This is a genomic window from Rhodococcus pseudokoreensis (assembly GCF_017068395.1).
GTDB classification, from domain to species: Bacteria; Actinomycetota; Actinomycetes; order Mycobacteriales; family Mycobacteriaceae; genus Rhodococcus_F; species Rhodococcus_F pseudokoreensis.
In genome coordinates, this window is record NZ_CP070619.1 from 1,815,941 (window position 1) to 1,834,018 (window position 18,078).

Consider the following 18,078-nt stretch of genomic DNA (forward strand, 5'->3'; position numbering starts at 1 on the left):
AGGATGATCCGAAAGGGAAGCTGCGGAAATCGCGGCGGGACATCCGGGCGAGGAGTGGCGTTGACCCCCGTAGTGCTCATTTGCGGCGACGCGCCGCTTCCCCTACCTCTGGGCTCCATTTCGGCCTCGAGTGCACCCACTGTTCCGGACAAGGACGAGTTCGACGAGGTCTTCTCCAAACTGCAGGTGGTCGCGGATCCGCGACTGATCGTGGTGGGCAGCGACGCCGCCCTCGCCGCCACCCTGACCCGGCTGATGCGCACCGAACGGCTGCACATCGAACTCGCCTACGTCGCGGAGCACCGTTCGGAGGCGACGGAGGCCTACCACCTGTCCGCCGGCGCGCGTGGCGCCCGCACCGCGCTGAAGGGCACGGCCAGACCGGTCCCCCTCATCCGCGACGACGCGGGGATCGCGCTCGTCGGATGCGCCGCTGTCACGGGCCCGGACGGTGGCCCGCTCGTCGGCGAGGCGTACGTCGACGACACCCGGTTGTTCTCGGGGACGACGACGAACATGAACATCACCCCGACGCCGCGGATGCCCGGCCTGCGCGCGTCGGTCGAACCCCGCAGGCGCTGGCTGCCGCGCCGCTGGGTCGAGGGTCGCGCGGTGCAGTTGGGGTCGCCCGCCGCGGCCCTCACCCGCGACGGGGTGCCGAACCCGCGCGACGTCAAGCGTTCGACGTTCTACCGCCACGACCAAGAGTGGCTGCTGGTCCGATGAACCTGCCCAGGGCGCGGACCACCGCGGTCCGTCCCAGTCCGGTCTTCCTGCTCGTCGTCGCGGTCGCGGTCGCCGGCGGTGTCCTCGCCTGGCGCGCCGAGCGGGGATCGGCCCTCGGGCACGTCGGGGTGTTCCTGCTGGTGGTCGCGGGATGGGTGGTGACGCTCTGCCTGCACGAGTTCGCGCACGCGTACACGGCGTGGCGGCACGGCGACACCGACGTCGAGGTGCGCGGCTACCTCACGCTCAACCCGTTGAAGTACAGCCACCCACTGCTGTCGATCGGCCTGCCGGTGCTGTTCATCGCGCTCGGCGGGATCGGCTTGCCCGGCGGCGCCGTGTACCTGCGCACCGGACTGTTCCCGCCGAAAGTGCAGGCACGGGTGTCCCTCGCCGGGCCCGCTGTGAATCTGCTGTCGGCGGTCGTTCTCCTCGCGGTGATCCGCTGGTTCGGGCTCGGCGGCGACCACCTGGTGTTCTGGACGGGCCTGAGCTTTCTCGCCTTCCTGCAGGTGATGGCGACCGTCCTCAACCTCCTCCCGGTCCCGGGACTCGACGGGTACGCCGCACTGGAGCCGTTCCTGCCGCCCCGCACCCGCAGGTCCGTCGACCAGTTCAAACCGTACGGACTGCTGATCCTCGTGGCGCTGCTGTTCGTGCCGTCGATCAACGTGGTGTTCTTCGACGTCATCTACCGGCTGTTCGAACTGTCCGGGGTGCCGGAGACCTACGCGCAGTTCGGCAACTATCTGATGCGTTTCTGGCTCTGACCCGTGAGTACTTGTTAACCGCCGGCGGTTGACAAGTACTCACGGGCGGGCGTCCTCCTCCGCAAAGTTGGGGGTCAGCCGCAGTTCCGCCAGCGGCACCTCCCGGCCCGCACTGCGGACCTCGACGCGGACGGGTTCGCCGGTGGTGTCGTCCCGCAGCCCGATCGGCGGTCCGTACTCGCCCTGAAGGTATTTGTCGCCCCACTGCATCAGCGCGAGCACGGCAGGCAAGAGGTCGCGGCCCTTCTCGGTGAGCACGTATTCGTAGCGGGTGCGCTGCCCGGGCTCCTTGTAGGGCTGCCGCTCGAACAGGCCCTCGGCCGTCAGTTCCCGCAGCCGGGACGCCGCCACGGCCTCGGTGATGCCGACCCGCTTCGCGAAGTCGTCGAATCGCGTGGTGCCGTAGTAGGCCTCGCGCAGGATCAGGACGGCCGAGCGCGTACCGATCACGTCCATCGCCTTGCCGATCGAGCAGTGCGTGGCCCGCCACGTGTCGCGATCCGCGAGAAAGCCGTCCAACCGTGCCGCATCCATGCACCTCAGCCTAGCTGACTTGCAAATTCCATAGTCAGCGGCTACAGCCTCCAGGACAGGTGCGCGAGACCGCTGGCGTCGAGTTCGAGGCCACGCGGAGTCGACACGAGCCGCATTAGCACCTCCTGACACCCCGGGCATCGCACGACGACACCGGGCGCACGCGCATAGACGTGGACGGCGGCCATCGGGCCGTCGAGACCGCAGAATCGGCACCGGCCGGTCGCCGCGGTGAGGTCGTGGACGAAGATCTCCGCGAACGGCCCACCGAGAACGTTTCCGTCCTCGAAATCGTTGCCCTGCAACGTACTCATCGAAAGCCCCTTCCTCCGGTCACGGCCCGGAGGGACCGAACCGCTCGGTCTTGATGTCGTCCGGCGAGTGCCCGAGCGAGAGCAGCAGACGAGCCACCTCCTCGACGAAACCGGTAGGCCCGCAGACGAAGCAGCGCGGAGCGAAGTCCGCGGGCCATCCCCACGCCGCGAGATCGGCAGCGCTGATCCGACCCGCCGGACGCCCGGACCGGGGCGAGTCCTCACGGGTGCGGACGACGAACGTCTCGACTCCCCCGTCGCCGATCCCGGGTCTGTTCAGCTCGTCCGCGAACAACTCGTCGGCCTGCGTCCGCAGCGAGTACACGAGCCGGAACGGTGTGCGATCGCGGCGGAACCGGCGCTCCCGAATCATCGACATCAGCGGCACGATGCCTGACCCACCCGCGACGAGAAGCACAGGCGCGCCGCCACCCTCGCGCGGTGACCACACGAACCAGCCACCGATCGGTCCGCGCACCTCGATCAGATTGCCCGCGGCGAACACGTCGGTCAGATACGGAGACACCTCACCGTCCTGCACCCGCTGGACGACCAACTGCAGTCGCCACCCGCCGGGCGAGCGCGCGGCAGGCGACGCCAGCGAGTAGCTTCGCTCGGTGGTGTACCCGTCGGGTCCGGTCAGACGGAGATCGACATGCTGCCCGGCGCGATGGCCCGGCCAGTCGGGTACCCCGAGGACCAGGGCACGCGCACTCGCCGTCTCCGGCCACGACTCGACGAGTTCGGCCACCCGCCAGCCGAGCACCGCGCGGCCCACGAGCTCACTGGTCACCCTGATACCTCTGCTCCCGCCACGGGTCGCCGCGATCGTGATACCCGAGTTGTTCCCAGAAGCCGGGCACGTCCTGGGTGACGAGCTGGATCGACCGAACCCATTTCGCGGACTTCCACAGGTAGAGGTGCGGCACGAGCAGGCGGGCCGGACCCCCGTGCACCGGTGCGAGTGGCGAGCCCTCGTAGGTGTGCGCGATCCACGCCTTGCCTCCGAGGAGGTCGGAGACGGGGAGGTTGGTGGTGTAGCCGCCGTCGCACCCGACGAGGACGAATCCCGCGGACGTCTCGACGTCCGCGAACAGGGTGTCGAGGGAGACGCCCTTCCAGGAGGTGCCGAACTTCGACCATCGCGTGACGCAGTGGAGGTCGACCGTCGGGCGCTCCTGCGGCAGCGCCGTGAATTCGGCCCACGACCACTCGCGGCGCCGGCCGGTCTCGTCGGTGACGGTCAGGGTCCACGTGTCGGTCGGGACGCGGGGCGTCGGCCCTGCGGAGAGGACCGGAAAATCGGTGACCTCGTACTGACCGGGCGGGAGGGCGTGCTCGCTGCGCGGTCTGCCGCGGAAGCCGGGGGTCAGAACAGCCATGCCCCACGTTAGGACCGCCGCCGGATCTTCGCAGCGCAAACCGTCGATCCGAGGCATTGGTCACACCTGACTTGCGATAACCATAGCCAGGTGTACATTGCTGACTATGGCAATCAAAAGCCAGGTCCACCACCTGTGAGTACTTGTTAACCGCCCGCGGTTAACAAGTACTCACGGGCAGCGAAAGGAAGAGCCATGAGAGACGCCGTCATCGTCGAGGCCGTCCGCACACCGATCGGCAAGGGTAAGCCCTCCGGCGCCCTGCACGGAGTGCATCCCGTCGACCTTCTCGCCCACAGCCTGTCGGCCCTCATCGAGCGCACGGGAATCGATCCCACCCTGATCGACGACGTGATCGGCGGCACCGTCACCCAGGTCGGCGACCAGAGCCAGAACATCACCCGCAGTGCGCTTCTCGCCGCCGGGTTCCCCGAGTCCGTCCCCGGCACGACCGTCGACCGGCAGTGCGGCAGCAGCCAGCAGGCCGTCCACTTCGCCGCGCAGGGCGTGCTGTCCGGCGCCTACGAGATCGTCGTCGCCGCCGGTGTCGAATCGATGAGCCGAGTCCCGATGGGGTCCAGCAGCATCGGCCGCGAGTCGATGGGCGTGGGCTTCGAACGCCGCTACCCCGACGGCCTCGTCCCGCAGGGCATCAGCGCCGAACTCATCGCCGCCCGGTGGGGACTCTCGCGTACCCAACTGGACGAGTTCGCGCTGCGCAGCCACCACAATGCCGCCGCGGCAACGACTGCCGGGAACTTCACGAAGGAACTGGCCGTCCTCCCGGAACTGGGCGTCGACGAGGCCATCCGGCCGGACACGACGGCGGCCGCACTGGCCGGCCTGCGGCCCGCCTTCCGCAGCGACGTCTACGGCGAGCGGTTCCCGCAGATCGACTGGTCGATCACCGCCGGCAACAGCAGTCCCCTGTCGGACGGCAGCGCGGCGCTCATGATCACCACGAGCGAGATCGCGGGACGCCTCGGACTGCGCCCGCTGGCCCGGCTCCACAGCTTCGCCGTCGTCGGCGACGACCCGCTGATGATGCTCACCGCCGTCATTCCCGCGACGCGCAAGGTGCTGCAGCGCAGCGGCCTCGACATCTCCGACATCGACCTGTTCGAGGTCAACGAGGCCTTCGCGCCGGTGGTTCTGGCCTGGGCGGCGGAGACCGGAGCCGATCTGGACCGCGTCAACGTGCACGGCGGCGCGATCGCGCTCGGACATCCGCTGGGGGCCAGCGGCGCCCGGCTCATGACCACACTGGTGAACGCGATGGAGCAGCGCGGGGCACGGTTCGGCCTGCAGACGATGTGCGAGGCGGGCGGACTCGCCAACGCCACGGTGCTCGAACGACTCGGGTGACCCTCAGCCGTTCCGGCGGGTGATCGCCTCACCGACCGCGCGCAGCGAGTCCCGCAGCGACTGCGGCTCGAGCACTTCGACTCCCCCGCCGAGAACGGTCAGTTGGTCGAGAGCCACGTCCTCGGCCTCGAGCAGCAGGTCGACGGTGACCCAGCCGTCGTCGTCGGACGGGCCGGGTTCGACGCGAGCGGCCTCCACCCCGACCACCCGGGGCAGTCGGCGCCACGCCGCGGGCGAGAGCCGCACCCGGCACCGGAATCGCAGGAGGGCACGGTCGAATTCGGCCACCGACGCAATCCACCACGCGCCGAGATCGAAATCGCCGGGCCGCACCGCCGGCTGACTCAGCACGGTCGCATCACTGATCCGTGACACGCGGTACGACAGCGTCCGCGCCCGGTGCTGCGCGACGAGATACCAGACGCCGGCCTTCGCCACCAAACCCAGGGGGTCGAGTGTTCTTGCCGCCGAACGGTTCCCCCTGCGGTACCGGATGCCCAGACGCCGCCCCTCGAGCACCGCGGACGCGACGACGGGAAGATCGCCGTTGTCGCGTGGCCCGTCGAACCAGCCGGGGGCGTCGACGTACAGCCGGTCCCGCCACAGCTGCGCCCCGGCCCGCAGCGGAACCGGCAACGCCCCCAGCAACTTCGACTGCGCCGCCGCGGTGACGTCGCGAAGACCGAGGTCCTCGGCGATCGACGGGACCCCGAGCAACATCAACGCGGACGTCTCCTCCCCTGTCATGCCGCCGAGTTTCGACTGCCAGCCGTCGAGCAACCGGATCCCGCCCCCGGGTCCGCTCTCCGTCCACAACGGGACCCCGGCCGCCGACAACGCCGTGACGTCGCGGTACACGGTGCGAACCGAGACGCCCAGTTCGTCCGCGAGTTGCTGTGCGGTGGCCCCGCGACTGCCCTCCAGACGGAGCATCACCTCGACGAGCCGACTCGAACGCATCCTCCGAGTCTAGAGAGAATCCCTGACAGTAGATGTCAGGGATAGGGGCGCACACTGGTCGGCATGACCAACTGGGCACAGTTCGAGACAGAAGCACCCGACCTCGCCAAGGCCGTCGCCGCGCGCTTCGAGGCGCACAAGCACCACGTGCTGGCGACGCTCCGCAAGGACGGTTCCCCGCGGGTGAGCGGCACCGAGGTCGAGTTCCACGACGGCGCGTTGCTGCTCGGCTCGATGGTCGGCGCACGCAAAGTGCAGGACCTGCAACGCGATCCGCGGTACTCCCTCCACAGCAACCCCGGTCACCACACGATGGAGGGCGGCGACGCCAAGATCAGCGGCCGCGCCCGGGAAATCCTCGGGGAGCGGAAGCAGCAGATCGTCGATCGCTACCCCGACGAGATCCCCGAGGCGGACGTCTTCGAACTCGACCTCGACGAGGTGGTGCACACCACCGTCGACGGCGAGCACCTGTACGTCGATCTGTGGCGGCCGGGCGCGGGTGTCACCCGGTTCACCAAGTGACGGTCACTGCGTGACGCCAAACCCGAAGCCGAGCGCGCAGGGCTCCAGCGGCCCCTTCGCACCATCGGCGTCATAGCTGCCGCCCGGGATCAGATGGGCGGTGAGCCCGGGCAGATCCCGTTCGACGCCCTCACCGTTCGTCAGCGGGCCCGACGTGCCGATCGTCGGCGCCTGGCCACCGAAGTTGAGATAGGTCACCTGAGCGTCGGTCGTGGCATCCTTTGGTCCCTCGAACTCCCACTCGACCTGGTTGCCATCCTTCTCGACACCCAAAGTGGCGGCCGGCTTACAGTTCGCGAGCGGGTCGGGCATGAACGGCGCCGCGGAGGCGGCGGCGGGTGCTGCGAAGAGAGCGGCCGCACCGAGTGCGGCAACGGCGGCGGGTCGTGCGAACGCTGCGAGAGTGGACATGGTGTTCCCTTCCGTGAGTCGTCGCACAACGATTTCCCGCCGCGATACCGGACGAAACAGACAGGGTCTACCAGGTGACGTTCTCGGCGCAGTGGCGTCCGTTGGCGGTGGACTCGACCTGCACGGTCGCGTGCGAGAGGTGGTGGCTCTCCAGGACGGTCCGCGCCGCTTCGAGGACGGCGGACGAGTCGGCCTCGGTGGTGAGGTGGACGGTGGCCACGTCCATTCCCGTGGTGAGCGTCCACACGTGCAGGTCGTGCACGCCGGTGACCCCGGGTAGCGCTTCGAGGTCGGCTTGCACCGATTCGACGTCGACGTCCTCGGGTGAGGCCTGGGTGAGGATGCGCAGCGACGCGGCGGCCAGTTTCATCGCCCGCGGCACCACCCACAGCGAGATGAGGACACCGACGATGATGTCGGCGTAGGGCCAGTCGAACACCAGCACGACGGCGCCGGCGATGAGTACGCCGACACTGCCGACGGCGTCCGCGAGCACTTCGAGGTAGGCGCCGCGGACGGCCAGGCTGTCCCTGGAATCGGCGCGCAGCATCAGCATCACCACGAGGTTCGCGGCGAGACCGACCGATGCGGTGAGGATCAGCGCCATGCCGGGAAGTTCGGGGACGTCGCCGATCCGGGAGATGGCCTCGTAGAACACCCAGATCGCGACGGCGAGCAGCATCGCGGCGTTGGCCATGGCCGTGAGGACTTCGGCGCGGTGCCAGCCGAAGGTCCGGGCGGCGGTGGCGCTGCCCTTGCGAGCGAGGAGGAGGGCGACGAGTCCCATCGACATTCCGACGACGTCGGTCAGCATGTGCCCGGCGTCGGCGAGCAGCGACAGCGAGTTGACGGTCAGACCGACGACGACCTCGAGGACCAGGAACGCGAGGAGGATGACGAGAGCGATCACCATTCGGCGGATCCGCCCCCGCGACGGGCCTACCTCGCCGGCACCCTGTGTGTGGCCGTGCGAATGTCCGTGACCGACTCCCATGCGCGAGCCTCCTCCCGAGTTGTGCCGATCATATGCGTACATGCGCATATGTTCAACAGCGTGCTCGGGCGGTCAGAGTTCGGGACGATACGCCGGCTTCTCCACCGTCGGCGGCAGCGTCGCGATGGCCGAGATGCGTTTCAGCCCTGCGACCTGCAGAAGGTCGACGGTCAGAGACCGGATCTGCGCGAAGACGACGGTCGCCGACAGGCCCGCGTTCTCCACCAGTTCCGGTTTCAAGCCGGACGCCACCGACCGCAGCACCCGCGCCGCCTCGGCCTGGTCGGGTTGCTGACCGGGGTCCGCGAGCGCCATCTGCCGAAGGGTTTCCAACGCGTGGGAGAGCTTCTCCACCTGGTCGACGAGCCGCGGGTTGAGGATCTCGTCGTCCCGCACCAGCGTGAGCGACCGCCGCGCGAGAACCCGGATGTTGCGCAGCGCGTTGTCGAGTGGGTCCGCGGCTGCGGTGAGCCGCTCGAGTCTGCCGCGGGTGTTCCAGTACAGCGGCGAGATGCGGCTGATCTCGCGGCCGCCCGCGAGGTGCGTCCGCAGCGTGTCGATGGACGCCTGCGTCGCCCGCGCCTTCTGCAGCGCCTCCTCGATGGGCTTGTCGTCGTTGGCCACCAATCCGTCGGCCACCAACTGCATGACCTCGGACGCCGTCCCGAGGACGTTCGCGGCGTATTTGCGCGCCCGTCCCACCGGATGCGTGGGAATCAGCGCGACGACGGCGATCCCCACCAGACCACCGGTCAGGGCGTCCACCATGCGGTTGATTCCCGCGGCACCGCCGGGAGGCAGCAGCGTCGCCACGAGCACCGCGGAGTTGCCTGCCTGCATCGAGAAGATCGGGCCGCTGTTCAGCAGCACCGCCGCGGACATCGCCAGTATGACGACGAGCGTGATCTGCCAGGCGCCGCTCCCGATGACGGAGACGATGAGGTCGCCGACCCCGATCCCGATCGTGACACCGGCCACCAACTCGACGGAACGACGCAGGCGGGCGCCGAGAGACAACCCCAGCGACACCACTGCGGCGATGGGAGCGAAGAACGGCGTCGGATGACCGATCACCACCGTCGCCACCCACCACGCGGCACCGGCCGCGATCGCGCACTGCAGGATGGGCAGCGCCGACACCCGCAGCCGGTGGACCGAGGTGTTCAGCCCGTCCCGGCCACGGACTTTCGCCGTGCTGAGGGCGTTAACCGACGCCAAGCGCTTCGGCGGCTCGGGGATCGCAGTCCTCGAGCAGGTCGAGGCACCGCGCGTACTCGTCCGTTTCGCCGATCGCCTTCGCCGCCTTCGCCAGGACGGCGACGCAGCGGAGGAAACCGCGGTTGGGTTCGTGGGCGTAGGGAACCGGGCCGAAACCCTTCCAGCCGTTGCGACGCAACTGGTCCAGGCCACGGTGGTACCCGGTGCGTGCGTACGCGTAGGCCGTGATGGTCTGGTCTGCGTCGAGGGCGGCCTCGGCCAGGTAGGCCCATGCGATGGATGCGGTGGGATGGGCGGCTGCCACGGAAGCCGGATCCTCGTGGTTCAACAGGGCCGACTCGGCCTCGTCGTCCCCGGGAAGCAGCGTGGGCTGTGGTCCGAGAAGGTCACCGAAAGACGTCATGCGCCTATTGTGCCCCCGCCGCGGAGCCGTCACTGCGTCGGCCCGCGTCCGCGACGCGCCCTGTCGTGGTCTCCGATGACTCGCGATGTCGTTAGGCTGCCTCCAACGTTCATTTCTCTGCAGACCGAGGGGCAGCGCGTGCAGGACCCGAAGAAAGACGATCCGACTCAGAAGCAGGCCACGGACACACCGTCCGGCCCGGCTGCGGCCGACACCACCGCCGGCAAGGGCACCGCCGCCGGCAAGGCCGACGCGACCGCGAAGCCTGCGGAGGCCGAGCCCACCGCGCCGAAATCGCCCGAGCCGAAGCCCCCGCAGAAGAAGGCCCCCGAGAAGGCGGCGGAGAAGCCCGTCGAGCCGCAGTCCGAACTGCCCAAGCCCCCGGCGCCCCGCCCGCGGGCGGAGGCACCTCAGGGCGGCGCGGCTCCCGGAGCGAAGCCGGAGGAGAAGGCGTCCGAGGCGGCCACCACCGCGATCCCGACGCAGACGGGCACACCGGCCGCACCCGAGGCCGCGACGGTGCAGATGCGCCGCACCCCGAACACGCAGAACCCGAAGACGCCGAACCCGCAGGGTCAGGCGAAGGCGCCGTCCGGCGACGAGACGGTCGCGATCCCGGTGACGAGGCCCGCCGTCCCGTCGACACCGCCGCCACCCCGGCCCGCACCCCAGGCGAACCGGCCTCAGCAGCCGCAGAACGGGCGGCCGGTTCCGCCGCCGCCCGCTCCCCCGCGCCCGGCGCCCGCACCGCCGAAGGCCGCACCGCAGCGGGTGCTGCCGCCGCAGCAGAGCGCGCCGCAGCGCGTCGCCGCAGCCGAGAAGCCCTCGAAGAAGCACGGGAAGGCGTGGCTGTTCGCCGCGATCGCCGCAGGCGTCATCGTCGTCGCCGCCATCGCGGTCGCCGGGATCGTGGTCTACAACAACAACCAGGCCGAGAACTCACCCGAAGCTCAGGTGCAGGGAACGATCGACACGTTCGTCGCGGCACTCACCCAGGGCGACCTCGCGACGCTGCGCACCAGCACGTGCGGCAGCCTCGCCGAGTACTACCAGGGCATTTCCGATCAGGATTTCGCGGAGGTCCACCAGGTCGCCGTGACGCAGCAGAACATTCCGGTGGTCGGCGGCGTCGACGCGGTGCAGATCACCGGTGACACGGCCATCGCCCAGGTGAAGGCCCACACGGCCGCCAACCCGGGCGAGCAGTCGTGGCGCACGTTCAACCTCGAGAAGGTCGACGGCACCTGGAAGATCTGCGACCCCCGGTAAACGACTGTGCGCCTTTCCGGTAGCGGTAGCTACCGGAAAGGCGCACGAGCCCGAAGGGCCTATCCGGAGACGGAGCGTCCCGCGGACTTGAGGTCGTTGCAGGCCTCGATGACGCGGGCCGTCATGCCGGCCTCGGCCTTCTTCAGATAGCTGCGGGGGTCGTAGACCTTCTTGTTGCCGACCTCGCCGTCGACCTTCAACACGCCGTCGTAGTTGGCGAACATGTGGCCCACGAGCGGACGGGTGAACGCGTACTGGGTGTCGGTGTCGACGTTCATCTTGACGACGCCGTAGTTCAGCGCGGCCTCGATCTCCGACTTCAGCGAGCCCGATCCGCCGTGGAAGACGAAGTCGAACGGCTGCGAGCCGTCGGACAGGCCGAGCTTGGCGGCGGCGACCTTCTGGCCGGTCTCGAGCACCTCGGGACGCAACTTCACGTTGCCCGGCTTGTAGACGCCGTGCACGTTGCCGAACGTGGCAGCCAGCAGGTACTTTCCGTTCTCGCCGGTGCCGAGCGCGTCGACGGTCTTCTCGAAGTCCTCGGGCGAGGTGTACAGCTTGTCGTTGATCTCGGCTTCCACGCCGTCCTCTTCACCACCGACGACGCCGATCTCGACCTCGAGGATGATGTTGGCTGCCTTCGCCTTCGCGAGGAGTTCCTGGGCGATCTCCAGGTTCTCGTCGATCGGAACGGCCGAACCGTCCCACATGTGGGACTGGAACAGCGGGTTGCGGCCGGCCTCGACGCGCTGGCGCGAGATCTCGAGCAGCGGGCGGACGAACGTGTCCAGCTTGTCCTTGGGGCAGTGGTCGGTGTGCAGGGCGATCGTGACGTCGTACTTCGCAGCGATCACGTGAGCGAACTCGGCGAGTGCGACCGCGCCGGTCACCATGTCCTTGACGCCCAGGCCCGAACCGAACTCGGCGCCACCGGTCGAGAACTGGATGATGCCGTCACTGCCGGCGTCCGCGAAGCCCTTGATGGCGGCGTTGATCGTTTCGGAAGAAGTGCAGTTGATGGCGGGGAAGGCAAAGGAGTGCTCCTTGGCTCGACCAAGCATCTCGGCGTAGACCTCGGGAGTCGCGATTGGCACGGCGGCAGTCCTCCATAAAGAGTCGATTTCGGCGCGCGCGATCAGCGCAGCGCGCGATGTGGTCCTAGCAGTATGGCAATACCGTTAGCGTACGTCTCCCGGTGGCTGTCGTGGCACCTCGTTCGGGCCGGTCCGCGACCTGGGTTTGAGCCGGTCCACGACCGGGCCGAAACTCCATGACCTGCAGTATTCCGACAGTCGACCAGAACGCCGGTACGCTGAGGGCCGTGATTGTGCAGGCAGCATCGGATTCCGTGACCAACCTCGCGTTGTTGCCGGGATTCCTCGACCCGGTGAACCTCCTCAACTCCTTCGGCACGTGGGTGCTCGTCGGACTCCTCCTGGTCGTCTTCATCGAGTCGGGTTTGCTGTTCCCCCTTCTCCCCGGCGACTCTCTTCTCTTCACCGCGGGACTCATCGCGGCGTCGAAGTCCACGGAGATCGAACCGTTCGCCCCCCTGTGGGTGCTGCTGGTTCTGATCCCGATCGCCGCGATCCTCGGCGACCAGGTCGGCTTCTTCATCGGCAGCAAGGGTGGCACCGCCCTGTTCAAGAGTGACGACGCGCGGTTCTTCAAGAAGAAGTACATCGACGAGTCGCACGCCTTCTTCGAGAAGCACGGCCCCATCACCATCATCCTGGCCCGGTTCGTTCCGATCGTGCGCACGTTCGCGCCGGTCGTCGCGGGTGCGTCGCGGATGAAGTACCCCCTGTTCCTGACGTACAACATCGTGGGCGGCATCCTCTGGGGCGCCGGCGTCACGCTGCTCGGCTACCTGCTCGGGCAGATCGAGTTCATCCGCGACAACGTCGACGTGATCTTCCTGCTGATCGTCTTCGTGTCCGTGCTGCCGATCATCGTGGAGGTGGGCAAGCGCATCGTGAAGTCCCGCCAGAGCGCGGGCGCCGCGACCGAGGACCCGCAACCGGTCACCACCCCCACCGATCCCACCTCCTGAATCCGATCGGGGTAGCGCACTGACGATGGTCACCACGGCAGCAGGCAGCTTCGGGCCTCTCGTCTCGGCCGGCCCAGCGCTGGTCTGGGTCGTCGTGCTCACATTCGTGTTCATCGAGTGCGCGGTGATCCTGGGCCTGTTCCTGCCCGGCGACTCGATGCTGATCACCGCGGGCATCGTGCTGGCCAACCATGCGTCGGGCACCGGCCACGTGTGGGCGTTGTCGGTCGGCGCAATGATCGCCGCCATCTGCGGAAACCAGGTGGGGTACGTCATCGGTCACCGCACCGGCAACCGCATCCACGCCCGCAAGGGCGGGAAGTATCTCAACTACGCCAACCTCCACAAGGTCAACCTTCTGCTGGAGAAGCACGGCTTCTGGGCGGTTCTCGTCGCGCGCTGGATTCCGTGGATCCGCACTCTGTGCCCGCTGGTCGCCGGTGCCGCCAAGATGAATCACACCAAGTACACGATCGCCAGCACCATCGGCGCCATCTTCTGGGCGCCCGTCCTGCTGCTCATCGGTTTCTACTTCGGCTCGTTCCTCGACCGGGTGTCGTGGCTGATGCCGGCGGTGCTCGCCGGGATGGTCACACTGCTGGTGATCGGCACGGCCCTCGGGGTGTGGCACTACCGGCAGGAGATGGCGCGGCCGCCCGAAGATGTGGCCGTCGAGGAAGTACTGGACTAGTGCGAGTGCACCGCGTCCCACGCAGGCAGCGGGTCGTCGAACCGAATCCACGCCGCCGGTCCTGACCCCAGTTCCTCGTCGGTGAGCAGCGCCGGGTCCAGGATCCGCCGCGGGCCGTCGGGGTCGAGTCGGACGCCGATGAACACGATCTCCTGCCCCGGACGTTCGTCCGTGGACGCCCACAGCTGGGCGGGTTCGATCACGAGATTCGGTCCGGCCTGCGACCACACGGCGGCGAGGTCGGGGCGGCTCGCGATCCAGCAGAAGCCCTTGCTCCGGAGCAGTCCCGTGAACGTTCCCAGCGCCCGCTCGAGCCGGGCCGGGTGGAACGGGCGCGACGCCCGGTAGGTGACGCTGCGGATCCCGTATTCCTCGGTCTCAGGCGTGTGCCTCCCGGCCAGTTCCTCCGCCCACCCGGGCAGCTCGGCCGACGCCTCCGGGTCGTACAGGCCGGTTCCGAGTACCTCGCCGGGATCGACGACGCCGCGGGTGGTGCGTAGCAGTGTCGCGGTGGGGTTGAGTCTGCGCAGCGTCGCCTCGACGGCGCCGGCGGCACTCTCGCTCACCAGATCCGTCTTGTTGAGCAGGATGACGTCGGCGAATTCCACCTGATCGACGAGGAGGTCGGAGATGCTGCGCTCGTCGCCGTCCCCGGCCTCGAGGTTCCGGTCGTCGAGGCGCTCGCCCCTGGCCAGTTCGCCGAGGAACGTCGACGCATCCACGACCGTCACCATCGTGTCGAGGGCGGCGACCGAACCGAGACTGAACCCGTCCTCGAACTCCCAGTCGAACGTGGCGGCCACGGGCATCGGCTCGGATATGCCGGTCGATTCGATGACGAGATGGTCGAACCGGCTCTCCCGGGCCAGCCGCGCGACCGCCTCGACGAGGTCTTCCCGCAGGGTGCAGCAGATGCAGCCGTTGGTGAGCTCGACGAGTTTCTCCTCCGTCCGGTCCAGGTGCCCCTGCCCGGCCACGAGAGCGGCATCGATGTTGACGTCGCTCATGTCGTTGACGATGACAGCGACGCGCCTGCCGTCCCGGTTCGCGAGCAGATGGTTGAGCAGGGTGGTCTTGCCCGCGCCGAGGAAGCCGGACAGGACGGTGACGGGGAGGGGCCGGAGGACAGTCATACGAAAATGATAACTGTTTCCATTAACCTCAAGTCTTCCCCGCCCCTGCGACTACAGCGCGACGGTGCCCGGCGCGTCTGCGTACTGACTCTCGGGGCGCGGCAACCCGAAGTGGTCGCGCAGCGTGGTGCCCGAGTACTCGGTGCGGAACAGCCCGCGCTCCTGCAGGATCGGGACCACCTTCTGCGCGAACACCTCGAGACCGCCCGGGTAGTACGGCGGCATGACGTTGAAACCGTCCGCGGCGCCCTGCGTGAACCATTCCTCGATGGTGTCGGCCACCTGCACCGGCGTCCCGACGACGACCCGGTGCCCGCGCGCCCCGGCGAGACGGTGCAGCAGTCCGCGCAGCGTCGGGTTCTCCCGCTCGACGATGCCGGCGATCACCTGCAGACGGCTCTGCTTGTTGTCCGTGACGTCGCCGGCGTCCCCGAACAGTCCGGCAGGCACGGGGGCGTCGAGATCGAGGTGCCGCACGCTCGATCCCGTGAGCGCCTCGAGCTGGGCGATCCCGTACTCGGGCGAGGTCAGTTCGTTGAATTCCCGCTCCAGGTCCCGGGCCTCGGCCTCGGTGTCGCCGAGGAACGGGCTGATGCCGGGAAGGATCTTCACGTGTTCCGGGTTGCGGCCGAACTGCACCGCGCGCTGCTTGACGTCCGCGTAGAACGCCTGCCCGTCCGACAGCCGCTGGTGCGCGGTGAAGATGGCCTCGGCGTACTGTCCGGCGAACGCACGGCCCTCGTTGGACGCACCCGCCTGCACCAGCACCGGGTGCCCCTGCGGGGAGCGCGGCGCGTTGAACGGTCCCCGCACCCGCAGGTGGCGTCCGACGTAGTTGATCTCGTGGATCTTCGACGGGTCCGCGTAGATGCCCGCGGCCTTGTCGATCAGGATGGCGTCGTCCTCCCAGCTGTCCCACAGCTTGACGGTCGCGTCGACGAATTCCCGCGCCCGCGCGTAGCGGTCGGCGTGGTCCGGATGGCTGGACAGTCCGAAGTTGGCGGCCGCCACGTCGGTTCCGGTGGTCACGATGTTCCAGCCGGCCCGGCCGCGGGAGATGTGGTCGAGGGACGCGAACAGCCGCGCGAGGTTGTACGGCTCGAAGTACGTCGTGGACGCGGTCGCGATCAGCCCGATCCGCTCGGTGGCCGTCGCGATGGCCGTCAGCAGCGTGATGGGCTCGAGTGCTCCTGCGGCGCCGTGCTCGACGTCGCTGCGCAGTGCGGGGCCGTCGGCGAAGAAGATCGCGTCCAACTTCGCGGCTTCCGCTGTCCGCGCGATCTCCTGGAAGTAGGAGACGTCGTACAGCCGCTCGGGCGTCGTGAGCGGGTGCCGCCACGCCGACTCGTGGTGCCCGGCCGGGTAGATGAACGCATTGAGACTCAGCTGCCGCTGTTGATCTGACATAACGAACTGTCTAACAGCGCCGAATCCGGGGCGATACGGTTAATTTTCGCGTGATTCGAACCGTCGCCTAGCGTCGCGGATACCCCGCCGCGGAGACCATGTGGGCGGCCTCCATCAGCATCCAGCCACCGAGCTGGACGGACATGTCCCGTTCCGGGATCCCGGACGAGCGGACGGTGCCCCCGGTGAAGGTGGCGATTCCCCCGCCCATCCCCGGCAGCTGCGCCTGCCGGGTCCAGTCGTGGCCGAACAGCGGCTGCCCCTCGATCTGCAGCCGGTTCTCCCACGCCGATTCCGCGGAGGTCAGCACGAGCTGGGCGGCGATCTCCCGGGCCCGGATGTCGGCGGGCGACTCCCACGGCAGCATCACCGCGGTCAGCGCCAGATACCGCGCAAGGATCCCGTTGAACAGGCCGCCGTCTCCCCCACCGCCACCGTCGATGACGCCGTGGGGTGCGAGGTGCTCGTCGATGGCGTCGACGAGCCGGTGCGTCCGGTTGCGGTGCCGGGGCGAGCCGAGGCGCACGGCGAGTTCGGTTTCGAGCCCGAGCACGACGCCCTGACAGTAGGAGTAGATGTTCTTCTCGATCTCGCCGCCCGGGTGGATGCCGTCGGCGATCAGGTTGGTGTGCACGTCCCGCAGCGTGTCGTCGATCCAGTCGGCCGTGGCCTGGGCGCGCCACAGCTTTCCGGTGCGGGCCAGCATGATCCCGGCGGGCCCGTTGGCGGGCGCGTTGTAGAAATTCGAGCCCTTCCGCCACGGGATTCCACCCCCCGCCTCGGGCGCCCAGGCGTCGAACAACTGGGATTCGAGCGCCTGCACCGCACTTCTGTTGTCTATGAAGTGCATTCGCTGGGCACGCTCGAGGGCGATCCCCAGCCAGGCCATGTCGTCGTAATAGTTGTTGGTCCAGCCCGAGATGTTCCGCAAACGGTGGCTGCGCGCCAGTTTCACGATGCGGCGACGACGGCGCGGCGTGGGGTCGCGTTCGAGGGCGTCGACGGCGCAGTCGAGCAGGTGGGCCTGCCACCAGTAGTGCCAGCTGAAGAACAGCCGCTCGCGCCGCACCGCAGGCCAGGCGACGACGCCCAGGGTGGTGCCCGGGAGCGCCCACAGCCGGCGAAGGTGCCTGCTCACCACCGCTTCTTCAGCGGCGTCCGCGCGCGCCGACCACGAGTCCTGCATAAGAGTTGATCTTGCCTATTCGCCGGGGGTTCCGCTACCACGCACGACCGAGGTCGGCGTGCTGACGAACCCACGCATGCATCGCGATTCCCGCGGCGACACCCGCGTTGATGCTGCGGGTGGAACCGAACTGCGCGATCGACACCGTCATCGCTGCAACCTCTTTCGCCTGGTCGGTGACTCCCGGCCCCTCCTGGCCGAACAGGAGCACGCAGTCGCGCGGCAGGTTCGCCGTCTCGAGCGGCACCGACCCGGGCGTGTTGTCGACGGCCACGATGGTGAGACCTCTCTCACGTGCGAAGTCGACGAGGCCGTCGACGTCCGTGTGGTGAAGGACGTGCTGGTACCGGTCGGTGACCATGGCGCCGCGCCGGTTCCAGCGTCGACGTCCCACGATGTGGACCGCCGCGGCGGCGAACGCGTTGGCGGTGCGGACCACCGTCCCGATGTTCGCGTCGTGCCCGAAGTTCTCGATGGCCACGTGGAGCGGGTGGCGACGGCTGTCGATGTCCGCGACGATCGCTTCCCGCGTCCAGTACCGGTAGGCGTCGACCACGTTGCGGCGATCGCCGCCGGCCAGCAGGTCGGGGTCGTACCGCGGGTCGGTGGGGGCCGGAGTGCCGTGCTCCTCGGTCCACGGGCCGACGCCGTTCGGGTTCTCCCCCCATTCGGTGGGGCCCGTCTCGGCCACCTCGACCTCGACCTCCACCGCGCCCGTCTCGACTCCGCTCACGACG

The 18,078-nt window shown here is 68.7% G+C and carries 21 protein-coding genes; 7 read left to right on the forward strand and 14 right to left on the reverse strand.

Annotated features, from left to right (window positions below; translation table 11 throughout):
* The first annotated feature begins 72 nt into the window (after positions 1-72).
* Positions 73-726, forward strand: a complete 654-nt coding sequence (locus JWS13_RS13815; protein ID WP_241032582.1) for a hypothetical protein — start codon at positions 73-75, stop codon at positions 724-726.
* Positions 723-1,496 (forward strand): site-2 protease family protein, encoded by a 774-nt coding sequence (locus JWS13_RS13820; protein ID WP_206005991.1) that lies wholly within the window; start codon positions 723-725, stop codon positions 1,494-1,496. The genes JWS13_RS13815 and JWS13_RS13820 overlap by 4 nt, the downstream gene beginning before the upstream one ends.
* A gap of 39 nt (positions 1,497-1,535) precedes the next feature.
* Here the strand turns inward: JWS13_RS13820 and JWS13_RS13825 are convergent, their stop codons facing one another.
* The 4 genes from JWS13_RS13825 to JWS13_RS13840 are packed head-to-tail and all read right to left on the reverse strand — an operon-like array spanning position 1,536 to position 3,726.
* A complete protein-coding gene (locus JWS13_RS13825) occupies positions 1,536-2,030 on the reverse strand; it encodes a winged helix-turn-helix transcriptional regulator (RefSeq protein ID WP_206005993.1) in 495 nt (164 codons plus the stop codon).
* Between the two features lie 41 nt (positions 2,031-2,071).
* A complete protein-coding gene (locus tag JWS13_RS13830) occupies positions 2,072-2,344 on the reverse strand; it encodes a DUF6510 family protein (RefSeq protein ID WP_206005995.1) in 273 nt (90 codons plus the stop codon).
* A gap of 19 nt (positions 2,345-2,363) precedes the next feature.
* Positions 2,364-3,137 (reverse strand): ferredoxin reductase, encoded by a 774-nt coding sequence (locus JWS13_RS13835; protein WP_206005997.1) that lies wholly within the window; start codon positions 3,135-3,137, stop codon positions 2,364-2,366.
* Positions 3,127-3,726 (reverse strand): sulfite oxidase-like oxidoreductase, encoded by a 600-nt coding sequence (locus tag JWS13_RS13840; protein ID WP_206005999.1) that lies wholly within the window; start codon positions 3,724-3,726, stop codon positions 3,127-3,129. Before JWS13_RS13840 ends, JWS13_RS13835 begins: the two co-directional genes overlap by 11 nt.
* A gap of 195 nt (positions 3,727-3,921) precedes the next feature.
* Here JWS13_RS13840 and JWS13_RS13845 point away from each other — a divergent pair, with 195 nt between their 5' ends.
* Positions 3,922-5,091, forward strand: a complete 1,170-nt coding sequence (locus JWS13_RS13845; protein WP_206006001.1) for a thiolase family protein — start codon at positions 3,922-3,924, stop codon at positions 5,089-5,091.
* A 3-nt stretch (positions 5,092-5,094) separates the two neighbouring features.
* On the opposite strand, the gene JWS13_RS13850 is transcribed toward JWS13_RS13845, so the two are convergent.
* Positions 5,095-6,051: a helix-turn-helix transcriptional regulator gene (locus JWS13_RS13850; protein WP_206006002.1), complete on the reverse strand. Its 957-nt coding sequence runs from the start codon at positions 6,049-6,051 to the stop codon at positions 5,095-5,097.
* 63 nt (positions 6,052-6,114) lie between these two features.
* Here JWS13_RS13850 and JWS13_RS13855 point away from each other — a divergent pair, with 63 nt between their 5' ends.
* Positions 6,115-6,576 carry a pyridoxamine 5'-phosphate oxidase family protein gene (locus JWS13_RS13855; RefSeq protein WP_206006004.1) on the forward strand — a complete coding sequence of 154 codons (462 nt, stop codon included), beginning with the start codon at positions 6,115-6,117 and terminating at the stop codon, positions 6,574-6,576.
* A gap of 3 nt (positions 6,577-6,579) precedes the next feature.
* Here JWS13_RS13855 and JWS13_RS13860 read toward each other — a convergent pair whose 3' ends face one another.
* The 4 genes from JWS13_RS13860 to JWS13_RS13875 all read right to left on the reverse strand — a co-directional run bounded on the left by JWS13_RS13860 (position 6,580) and on the right by JWS13_RS13875 (position 9,602).
* Positions 6,580-6,987, reverse strand: a complete 408-nt coding sequence (locus JWS13_RS13860) for a hypothetical protein (protein WP_206006005.1) — start codon at positions 6,985-6,987, stop codon at positions 6,580-6,582.
* 67 nt (positions 6,988-7,054) lie between these two features.
* A complete protein-coding gene (locus JWS13_RS13865) occupies positions 7,055-7,981 on the reverse strand; it encodes a cation diffusion facilitator family transporter (protein ID WP_206006006.1) in 927 nt (308 codons plus the stop codon).
* A gap of 72 nt (positions 7,982-8,053) precedes the next feature.
* Entirely contained in the window at positions 8,054-9,121 is a 1,068-nt protein-coding gene (locus JWS13_RS13870; RefSeq protein ID WP_124389499.1) for an FUSC family protein, read from the reverse strand.
* 64 nt (positions 9,122-9,185) lie between these two features.
* Complete coding sequence (locus JWS13_RS13875) at positions 9,186-9,602, reverse strand: DUF3151 domain-containing protein (RefSeq protein ID WP_124389168.1); 417 nt, start codon at positions 9,600-9,602, stop codon at positions 9,186-9,188.
* A 138-nt stretch (positions 9,603-9,740) separates the two neighbouring features.
* On the opposite strand from JWS13_RS13875, the gene JWS13_RS13880 reads away from it, so the two are divergent.
* Positions 9,741-10,871: an Rv0361 family membrane protein gene (locus tag JWS13_RS13880; RefSeq protein ID WP_206006008.1), complete on the forward strand. Its 1,131-nt coding sequence runs from the start codon at positions 9,741-9,743 to the stop codon at positions 10,869-10,871.
* Between the two features lie 59 nt (positions 10,872-10,930).
* Here JWS13_RS13880 and fbaA read toward each other — a convergent pair whose 3' ends face one another.
* Positions 10,931-11,965 carry a class II fructose-bisphosphate aldolase gene (gene fbaA / locus JWS13_RS13885; protein WP_206006010.1) on the reverse strand — a complete coding sequence of 345 codons (1,035 nt, stop codon included), beginning with the start codon at positions 11,963-11,965 and terminating at the stop codon, positions 10,931-10,933.
* 227 nt (positions 11,966-12,192) lie between these two features.
* On the opposite strand from fbaA, the gene JWS13_RS13890 reads away from it, so the two are divergent.
* Both JWS13_RS13890 and JWS13_RS13895 read left to right on the forward strand, forming a co-directional pair.
* A complete protein-coding gene (locus JWS13_RS13890; RefSeq protein WP_275957302.1) occupies positions 12,193-12,924 on the forward strand; it encodes a VTT domain-containing protein in 732 nt (243 codons plus the stop codon).
* Positions 12,925-12,949: 25 nt separating this feature from the next.
* Positions 12,950-13,615, forward strand: coding sequence for a DedA family protein (locus JWS13_RS13895; RefSeq protein WP_206006015.1), 666 nt, complete (start codon positions 12,950-12,952; stop codon positions 13,613-13,615).
* On the opposite strand, the gene JWS13_RS13900 is transcribed toward JWS13_RS13895, so the two are convergent.
* The 4 genes from JWS13_RS13900 to JWS13_RS13915 all read right to left on the reverse strand — a co-directional run bounded on the left by JWS13_RS13900 (position 13,612) and on the right by JWS13_RS13915 (position 18,074).
* Entirely contained in the window at positions 13,612-14,748 is a 1,137-nt protein-coding gene (locus JWS13_RS13900) for a GTP-binding protein (RefSeq protein ID WP_206006017.1), read from the reverse strand. The two genes, JWS13_RS13895 and JWS13_RS13900, sit on opposite strands and share 4 nt — an antisense overlap.
* 51 nt (positions 14,749-14,799) lie before the next feature.
* Entirely contained in the window at positions 14,800-16,155 is a 1,356-nt protein-coding gene (locus JWS13_RS13905) for an LLM class flavin-dependent oxidoreductase (protein WP_124389163.1), read from the reverse strand.
* A gap of 67 nt (positions 16,156-16,222) precedes the next feature.
* On the reverse strand, positions 16,223-17,341 hold the full coding sequence (locus tag JWS13_RS13910) for a glycoside hydrolase family 76 protein (protein WP_206006019.1): 1,119 nt from the start codon (positions 17,339-17,341) through the stop codon (positions 16,223-16,225).
* Positions 17,342-17,375: 34 nt separating this feature from the next.
* Positions 17,376-18,074 (reverse strand): TrmH family RNA methyltransferase, encoded by a 699-nt coding sequence (locus tag JWS13_RS13915; RefSeq protein ID WP_206006021.1) that lies wholly within the window; start codon positions 18,072-18,074, stop codon positions 17,376-17,378.
* Between the last annotated feature and the right edge of the window lie 4 nt (positions 18,075-18,078).

What these genes read in the sequence shown, in the direction of transcription:
- JWS13_RS13850 (WP_206006002.1), bottom strand. Translation starts at nt 6,051, where the DNA reads ATGCGTTCGAGTCGGCTCGTCGAGGTGATGCTCCGTCTGGAGGGCAGT.
- JWS13_RS13840 (WP_206005999.1), bottom strand. Translation starts at nt 3,726, where the DNA reads ATGGCTGTTCTGACCCCCGGCTTCCGCGGCAGACCGCGCAGCGAGCAC.
- JWS13_RS13825 (WP_206005993.1), bottom strand. Translation starts at nt 2,030, where the DNA reads ATGGATGCGGCACGGTTGGACGGCTTTCTCGCGGATCGCGACACGTGG.
- JWS13_RS13895 (WP_206006015.1), top strand. Translation starts at nt 12,950, where the DNA reads ATGGTCACCACGGCAGCAGGCAGCTTCGGGCCTCTCGTCTCGGCCGGC.
- JWS13_RS13910 (WP_206006019.1), bottom strand. Translation starts at nt 17,341, where the DNA reads ATGCAGGACTCGTGGTCGGCGCGCGCGGACGCCGCTGAAGAAGCGGTG.
- JWS13_RS13860 (WP_206006005.1), bottom strand. Translation starts at nt 6,987, where the DNA reads ATGTCCACTCTCGCAGCGTTCGCACGACCCGCCGCCGTTGCCGCACTC.
- JWS13_RS13905 (WP_124389163.1), bottom strand. Translation starts at nt 16,155, where the DNA reads ATGTCAGATCAACAGCGGCAGCTGAGTCTCAATGCGTTCATCTACCCG.
- JWS13_RS13900 (WP_206006017.1), bottom strand. Translation starts at nt 14,748, where the DNA reads ATGACTGTCCTCCGGCCCCTCCCCGTCACCGTCCTGTCCGGCTTCCTC.
- JWS13_RS13845 (WP_206006001.1), top strand. Translation starts at nt 3,922, where the DNA reads ATGAGAGACGCCGTCATCGTCGAGGCCGTCCGCACACCGATCGGCAAG.
- JWS13_RS13820 (WP_206005991.1), top strand. Translation starts at nt 723, where the DNA reads ATGAACCTGCCCAGGGCGCGGACCACCGCGGTCCGTCCCAGTCCGGTC.
- JWS13_RS13875 (WP_124389168.1), bottom strand. Translation starts at nt 9,602, where the DNA reads ATGACGTCTTTCGGTGACCTTCTCGGACCACAGCCCACGCTGCTTCCC.
- JWS13_RS13855 (WP_206006004.1), top strand. Translation starts at nt 6,115, where the DNA reads ATGACCAACTGGGCACAGTTCGAGACAGAAGCACCCGACCTCGCCAAG.
- JWS13_RS13830 (WP_206005995.1), bottom strand. Translation starts at nt 2,344, where the DNA reads ATGAGTACGTTGCAGGGCAACGATTTCGAGGACGGAAACGTTCTCGGT.
- JWS13_RS13865 (WP_206006006.1), bottom strand. Translation starts at nt 7,981, where the DNA reads ATGGGAGTCGGTCACGGACATTCGCACGGCCACACACAGGGTGCCGGC.